This is a genomic window from uncultured Salinicola sp. (assembly GCF_937921195.1).
Lineage (GTDB): Bacteria > Pseudomonadota > Gammaproteobacteria > Pseudomonadales > Halomonadaceae > Salinicola.
The window spans coordinates 1-7066 of sequence record NZ_CALFQK010000179.1 but is presented as its reverse complement, the minus strand read 5'-3'; the positions used below and the strand labels follow the sequence as shown (position 1 = coordinate 7066).

General features: G+C 65.8%; 6 protein-coding genes. 5 read left to right on the top strand and 1 reads right to left on the bottom strand.

The annotated features are described in order from the left end of the window. Positions 1-77 precede the first annotated feature (77 nt). Complete coding sequence (secF, locus tag Q0602_RS21780; RefSeq protein WP_298847969.1) at positions 78-983, top strand: protein translocase subunit SecF; 906 nt, start codon at positions 78-80, stop codon at positions 981-983. A 169-nt stretch (positions 984-1152) separates the two neighbouring features. After that, a complete protein-coding gene (locus tag Q0602_RS21775) occupies positions 1153-2367 on the top strand; it encodes an AI-2E family transporter (protein ID WP_298847968.1) in 1215 nt (404 codons plus the stop codon). A gap of 14 nt (positions 2368-2381) precedes the next feature. Here the strand turns inward: Q0602_RS21775 and Q0602_RS21770 are convergent, their stop codons facing one another. Next, positions 2382-3818 carry a sigma 54-interacting transcriptional regulator gene (locus tag Q0602_RS21770; protein ID WP_298847967.1) on the bottom strand — a complete coding sequence of 479 codons (1437 nt, stop codon included), beginning with the start codon at positions 3816-3818 and terminating at the stop codon, positions 2382-2384. A gap of 178 nt (positions 3819-3996) precedes the next feature. On the opposite strand from Q0602_RS21770, the gene speB reads away from it, so the two are divergent. The 3 genes from speB to Q0602_RS21755 form a co-directional block, all read left to right on the top strand. Then, positions 3997-4953: an agmatinase gene (gene speB / locus Q0602_RS21765; RefSeq protein WP_298847965.1), complete on the top strand. Its 957-nt coding sequence runs from the start codon at positions 3997-3999 to the stop codon at positions 4951-4953. An 86-nt stretch (positions 4954-5039) separates the two neighbouring features. After that, entirely contained in the window at positions 5040-6422 is a 1383-nt protein-coding gene (locus Q0602_RS21760; protein ID WP_295040561.1) for a sodium:solute symporter, read from the top strand. Between the two features lie 328 nt (positions 6423-6750). Continuing rightward, positions 6751-7066 (top strand): hypothetical protein (locus tag Q0602_RS21755; protein ID WP_298847963.1); only part of this gene is annotated, 316 nt, incomplete at its 3' end.

The window sequence follows — 7066 nt, the reverse complement described above, 5'->3', positions numbered from 1 at the left end:
TGGTGTCGCGTGCCCTCGTCAACCTCTCCATCGGCGGCAAGCCGGTGAAGAAACTCTGGATCTAGGAGACGCGAGCAATGCGCCAATTCGACTTCATGGGCAAACGCCGCATCGCCTTCGTCGTCTCGATCGTGCTGACGATCGTGTCGATAGCGGCCCTCGCCCTCCTGCATCTCAACCTCGGTCTCGATTTCACCGGCGGCACGGTGGTGGAGCTCCACTACGCCGCAGTGCCGTCGCTGGACGATATCCGCACCCTGCTGGCCAACAGCGGGTTCGAGAACTTCCAGGTCCAGACCTTCGGCGCCACCGACGAGATCCTGGTGCGGCTGCAACAGACGTTCGACAACGACGTCGGCAACCAGGTGGTGTCCGCGCTGAGCAGTGGCGGGGCCCAGATCGACCTGATCCGCGCCGAGTTCGTCGGCGCCCAGGTGGGCGATCAACTACGCGACCAGAGCGGCCTGGGCATGCTGGTGGCGCTGGCCGGCGTCGCCGTCTACGTCGCCTTCCGCTTCCAGTACAAGTTCGCGCTGTGCGCGATCATCTCGCTGGGACACGACGTGCTGATCGTGCTGGGCCTGTTCGCGCTGTTCCAGTGGGAGTTCGATCTCACGGTGCTCGCCGGGATCATGGCGGTCATCGGCTACTCGCTCAACGACACCATCATCGTCTACGACCGAATTCGCGAGAACATCCGGCTGTCGCGCAGCGAGGACCTTCCGCAGATCTTCAACGAAGCGATCAACCAGACGCTCTCGCGCACCCTGGCCACGTCCGGTACCACTTTGCTGGTGCTGTTCGCGCTGTTCTTCCTGGGCGGCGACATGATCCACAACTTCTCGATCTCGCTGATCCTGGGGATCGTGGCCGGCACCTTCTCGTCGGTCTATGTCGCCGCGGCGCTGCTGATCGTGTTCAAGCTGGAGCGCCAGGATCTGATTCCGGTGAAGAAGGAAGAGGTCGAGGAGGAGCTGCCCTGAGCCGGCGCTTCGACGACACCTCCAGCCCCTCGCCCGTGCGAGGGGTTTTTTTTGACCGCGCCAGCGCCGCGCGGCCAATCGCCGACCGCAGCGGTTGCGGTATCATGCGGCTGCCGTTCTGATTCAGCCCGAGCCGCTCTGGTCCAACCCTCTCATGCAAGAGTGATCCATGGCCCCAATCTTCGCCGATAGCAGTGTCGCCCGCTGGCTCCTGGTGCTGGTGATGGTCGCCGGCATCTACTTCTTCATCGATTTCCTGGTGCCGGTGCTGGCAGCGCTGATCATCTGCGTCGCCAGTTGGCCGCTCTACTGTCGCCTGCTGGCGGCTTGCGGCCAGCGTCGGGCGCTGGCCGCCGGCATCGCGCTGGGCCTGATCGTCATGTGCCTGGTGATCCCCATGGTACTGGCCTGCTCATACGCCTTTCAGGAATTGAAAGGCTGGGTTGGCTGGCTGATGGTCGCCAACCAGCAAGGCATCCCCGCGCCGGACTGGGTTGCCGGCCTCCCCGGCATCGGCGAATGGCTGTCCGAGCAGTGGCAGGAGACGCTGGCGGAACCGCACGCACCGGAGTCTCTGATCCAGCTGGTGGGCGGCGAGCACATCGGCAATATCTCGCGCTGGGTGCTGGCGCTGGGGAGCAATGCGCTGCACCTGGCGCTGACCCTGCTGTTCATGCTGATCACGCTGTTCTTTCTCTACCGGGATGGTGCCGGCATGGCGCGCCAGCTGGATACGGTCGGCGAGCGGGTGCTGCCGGCGCGCTGGCAGCGATTCTCGCGGGTGGTGCCGGCAACGATCAGCTCCACCGTGATGGGCATGGGTCTGATCGCGCTGGGGGAAGGGCTGGTGCTCGGTACCGCTTACTGGATTGCCGGCATCCAGTCACCGGTGGTGCTCGGCGTGATCACCGCCTTCATGGCGCTGGTGCCGGGTGGCGCGCCGCTGACGTTCACGCTGGTCTCGCTCTATCTGGTCGCCACCGGGCACATGGCCAACGGCATCGGGCTGTTCCTGTGGGGCGCCGTGGAGCTGTTCGTCGTCGACAAGACACTGCGGCCGCGCCTGGTCGGCGGCCCGATCAAGCTCCCCTTCCTCCCCACCTTCTTCGGTCTGGTGGGTGGCGTGAAGACCATGGGGATCGTCGGCCTGTTCGTGGGCCCGGTGCTGATGGCGCTGCTGGTCGCCAGCTGGCGCGAATGGCTGCACGACGACAGCGCCCCGGACGCCCCGTCGGAAGCCGAGCGCTGGGGCTACGGCAAGCGCAAGCCGAGCGCCCTTCCGATCACGTCACCGGGTGCCTCCGGCTCTCACGGCAGGCAGAAGCGTCCCGCCGAAGCGACAGCGAGCACCAATGCCGACACCAACGCCGATATCAGTCGCTGAATGGTCGCGGGCACTCAGCGGCCGAGCCGCAGGCCATGGCGTTTCAACTTGCGCACTACGCTTGGCTGGCTGATCCCCAACCGTTCGGCCAGTTCATAGGTGCTGACGCATGACCCCGCCAGCGAGGCCAGAATGGCGCGCTCATGCGCCTCCATGGCCGCCCTGAGCCCCTGCCCCGGCGCCAGCGGGCTCTCACGCGGCGTGGGCGCCGCACTACCGGACCCGGTCGGCGGATCGCCGCCCGACGCCGCCCCGCCAGCGGACGACGCCACCGGCGCCCCGACGACGCCCCCCTCGGCGGACAGCCAGGCACGTTCCAGCCAGTTTTCCAGTTCCCGGATGTTGCCCGGCCAGTCGCCACCTATCAGCGTCTCCCAGGCGTTGGGATGGAGTATCTTGTCCCGACCGTAGCGGCGATTGAGTCGTTCGAGATGACGCTGGGCCAGCCCCCGGATATCCTCGCGACGCTCGCGCAGCGGCGGCAGCGACACCGGGATCACGTTGAGCCGGTAGTAGAGATCGAGCCGGAAGGCGCCCTCCTCGACCCTGCCGGCCAGATCCTGGTTGGTCGCCACGATCAGTCGGAAATCGACCTGGCGCGAGCGGGTGTCGCCCAACCGCATCACCGAGCCGTCCTGAATCACCTTGAGCAGCTTGGACTGCATCGTCAGCGGCAGCTCGCCGATCTCGTCCAGGAACAGCGTGCCGCCATGCGCCTGCTCCAGCAGCCCCGCCTTGCCCTGGCGTGAAGCCCCGCTGAACGCGCCGGGCTGGTATCCGAACATCTCCGACTCGAACAGCGACTCCGGTATGGCCGCGCAATTGACGTCGACGAACGCCCCGTCCCGCCGACAGCTCCAGCGATGCAGCTGACGTGCGAACGCCGTCTTGCCGACACCGGATTCGCCCAGCATCACCACGGTGGCGTCGGTGGGAGCGCTACGCTTCAACAGATGGACCATCTCGCGCATGATCCGGCTCCTGACCACCAGTTCGCCAACCGATGCATCGTCATCGTCGTCGGGCCCGTGGTGGCGGCGGAGATGCTCGGCGAAGCGGCGTTGGAGCAGCGCGTACTCGTCCTGCAGCAGGCGGAGATCGGTGAGGTCCCGCGAACGGCTGATCACGCGGATCAGCTTGCCGTCGGCGTAGACCGGGAAGGCCTCGGCGATGACCTGACGCCCGGTGCCGGTGCGCTGCATGATCTGCGCGGGCTGGCCGGTCCGAATGACTTCGAGGGAGACCGAGGGAGAGAGCACGCCGCTGGCCTGCAGCGCCTGGACGGTGGTGGCACGCAGCGCATCTCGGCTCAGGCCATAGACCGCAGCGCTGCCGGGGCTGACATCCAGGATGCGACCGCCGGCATCGACGATGAAGAGATGATCCTGGGCCGTCTGGATCAGCGCTTCCAGCGTCAAACGGGCCGCCCCCTCGTCCAGCGAGTCCGCCATTTCCGGTGCTCCTTTACCGATACGTCGATGCATCATTGATGCACGGATGGATCGGAAACGTCCATGCCTCGATTCGTGTTTGAATCACCTGAAAACAAAGAAGATTGTAAATCAGCATGTTACGACTTGGCACGATTCCTGCGAGTGCTAATCGACAATCACAACAGCAGGAGTCTCCATGCCAACGACACCGCCATACAACCAGCCCCTGGGCGGCAACGAAATGCCTCGCTTCGGCGGCCCCGCGACGATGATGCGCCTGCCGACGCAGAAGAGCGCTGAAGGACTGGATGCCTGCTTCGTCGGCATCCCGATGGACATCGGCACCTCCAACCGCCCGGGCACACGGTTCGGCCCGCGCCAGATTCGCGATGAATCCCGGATGCTGCGCCCCTTCAACATGGCGACCCGCGCCGCGCCGTTCGAAAGCCTGCAGGTGGCGGATATCGGCGACGTCCCGATCAACACCTTCGACCTCAAGAAGAGCGTCGATATCATCGAACGCTACTACGACGAGCTGCTGACCCACGACGTGATTCCGCTGACGCTGGGCGGCGACCACACCCTGGCGCTGCCGATCCTGCGCGCCATGGCGAAAAAGCATGGCCCGGTGGGGCTGATCCACGTCGATGCCCATGCCGACATCAACGAGCACATGTTCGGCGAGGCCATCGCACACGGCACGCCGTTCCGTCGCGCGGTGGAGGAAGGTCTGCTCGACTGCAACCGCGTTGCCCAGATCGGCCTGCGCGGCACCGGCTACGCAGCGGAGGAGTTTGACTGGGGGCGTCAACAGGGTTTCCGGGTGGTGCCGGCCGAGGAGTGCTGGCACAAGAGCCTGACGCCACTGATGGCGGAGATCCGAGACAAGCTCAAAGGCGGTCCGGTCTACCTGACCTTCGACATCGACAGTCTCGACCCCGCCTACGCGCCGGGAACCGGCACGGTGGAGATCGGCGGCCTGACCATCCCCCAGGCGCTGGAGATCATTCGCGGCGCCCATGGGCTCGATATCGTCGGCTGCGATCTGGTCGAGGTCTCGCCACCCTATGACGCTCACGGCCAAACCGCCGTGGTGGCCGCCAACCTGCTGTTCGAGATGCTCTGCATTCTCCCCGGCGTCAACCGCCGCTGACAGGCCGTCATCACGGTACCGTCACCCCTTGGATCGCCCGTTCCACAACAACAATCGCCGCTGATGCAGCGGCAGGATAGGACATCATGATGCTGGATCTCTTCGTCGTCGCACTCTACGCGGCCGGCATGCTCGGCCTGGGCTGGTGGGGCATGAAACGCGCCCGCAACCGGGAAGACTATCTGGTGGCGGGACGCCGCCTGGGCCCCGGCATGTATCTGGGCACGCTGTCGGCCGTGGTGCTCGGTGGCGCCTCGACCGTGGGCACGGTCAAGCTCGGCTACACCTATGGACTGTCCGGGCTCTGGCTCTGCGCCTCGCTGGGCCTGGGGCTGATCGTGCTCAGCGTGGTACTGGCCAAGCCACTGATGACTCTCAAGCTGTATACCGTGACCCAGGTGCTGGAGCGCCGCTACACCCCAGCCGCCAAGCTGATCAGCTCGATCATCATGTTCGCCTACGACCTGATGCTGGCGGTGACCTCGACCATCGGCATCGGTACGGTGCTGAGCGTGATCTTCGGCATGCCGGCCTGGCAGGCGGTCGTGATCGGCGGCATCGTCGTGGTGATCTACTCGACCATCGGCGGCATGTGGTCGCTGACGCTCACCGACATCGTGCAGTTCCTGATCATGACGATCGGCATGGTGGCGCTGCTGCTGCCGCTGACGATCCACTCGGTGGGCGGCTGGAGCGCGCTGCTGGACAAGGCGCCGGAGACCAGCTTCTCGCTGACCGCGATCGGCTGGGACACCATCATCACCTACTTCGTCATCTACTTCCTGGGCATCCTGATCGGCCAGGATATCTGGCAGCGCGTATTCACGGCGCGTTCCAGCAGTGTCGCCCGCAGCGCCGGCACCTTCGCCGGGATCTACTGCATTCTCTATGGCGTGATCGGCGCGCTGGTGGGTATCGCGGCGAGCATCCTGCTGCCCAATCTCGACGACGCCAACAATGCCTTCGCCGCCATCGCGCAGCTGGCCCTGCCGGACGGCATTCGCGGCTTGATCATCGCCGCCGCCATGGCCGCGATGATGTCCACCTCCAGCGCCGGGATGCTCGCTTCCTCGACCCTGCTGACCCAGGACATTCTCCCGGCGCTGCGCGGTGGCCGGGAAATCGAGGGCGTCAGGATCAACCGGCTCTGCACGGGCCTGATCGGCGTGGTGAGCGTGATCATCGCGATCAACGTCAGTGACGTCATCGGGGCCCTGACGGTCGCCTACAACCTGTTGGTCGGCGGCATGCTGATCCCGATGCTGGGCGCCCTGTTCTGGAAGCGCGCCACCACCACCGGCGCCATCGCCAGCATGCTGGCCGGCTGCATCGGCGTGATCGGCTTCATGCTCAAGGATGGGTTGCTGTCCAACTCCCCCATCTACGCCGGACTCGCTGCCGCGATGATCGCGTTCGTGGCGGGCAGCCTGCTCACCCGCCCGCATCCGGTGGCCTCCTCGACGCCCTGATCCGGCTAAAGCCCCCCGACTCCGAACGGGGATACGTGCCGATCCAGAACGAAAGTACACCCCAACGCAAAGCGCCCTGCCGGGAAAAACCCGCCAGGGCGCTTCTGTTGCTGTCCGCTATAGCGCGCGGGAGAGCGCCCTCCCGCCCCGGGGGTTCGAGCTGCTGCCGGAGGTGGCGGGGAGGTTCATGCGACCTTTCTCTTACAGCGGCGGCGGCAACGCTGTGTCATAACGTAAACGCTCGTTTGAGGAGCGCTCGTCGCCCCCGTTGCCGTGGCCAGCACGCACTCCGACGAGACAAGACAACAACTCACAAGGGATCGACACCATGCCAATGTCGCGCTCTCGGCAGCTGGCGCTGGGGATGATCGTCGGGGCCAGCGCCCTGCCGCTCCCGGCGCTGGCCGTCTCCAGCTTTCACGACACCTTCGACGACACCATCTTCTTCGGCGATAGCCTGAGCGACAGCGGCTACTACCGGGGCGCCATCGGCAGCGCGCTCTCGCTGACCCCTAGCCAGCAGGCCTTCATCGGCCGCTTCACCACCAACCCCGGGCCGGTATGGGCCGAGCGGGTCGCTGGCCACTACGCCAGCAACGCCCAGCCCAGCAACGTCGGCGGCAACGACTACGCCGCCGGTGGCG

What these genes read in the sequence shown, in the direction of transcription:
- Q0602_RS21760 (WP_295040561.1), top strand. Translation starts at nt 5,040, where the DNA reads ATGATGCTGGATCTCTTCGTCGTCGCACTCTACGCGGCCGGCATGCTC.
- Q0602_RS21775 (WP_298847968.1), top strand. Translation starts at nt 1,153, where the DNA reads ATGGCCCCAATCTTCGCCGATAGCAGTGTCGCCCGCTGGCTCCTGGTG.
- secF (WP_298847969.1), top strand. Translation starts at nt 78, where the DNA reads ATGCGCCAATTCGACTTCATGGGCAAACGCCGCATCGCCTTCGTCGTC.
- speB (WP_298847965.1), top strand. Translation starts at nt 3,997, where the DNA reads ATGCCAACGACACCGCCATACAACCAGCCCCTGGGCGGCAACGAAATG.
- Q0602_RS21770 (WP_298847967.1), bottom strand. Translation starts at nt 3,818, where the DNA reads ATGGCGGACTCGCTGGACGAGGGGGCGGCCCGTTTGACGCTGGAAGCG.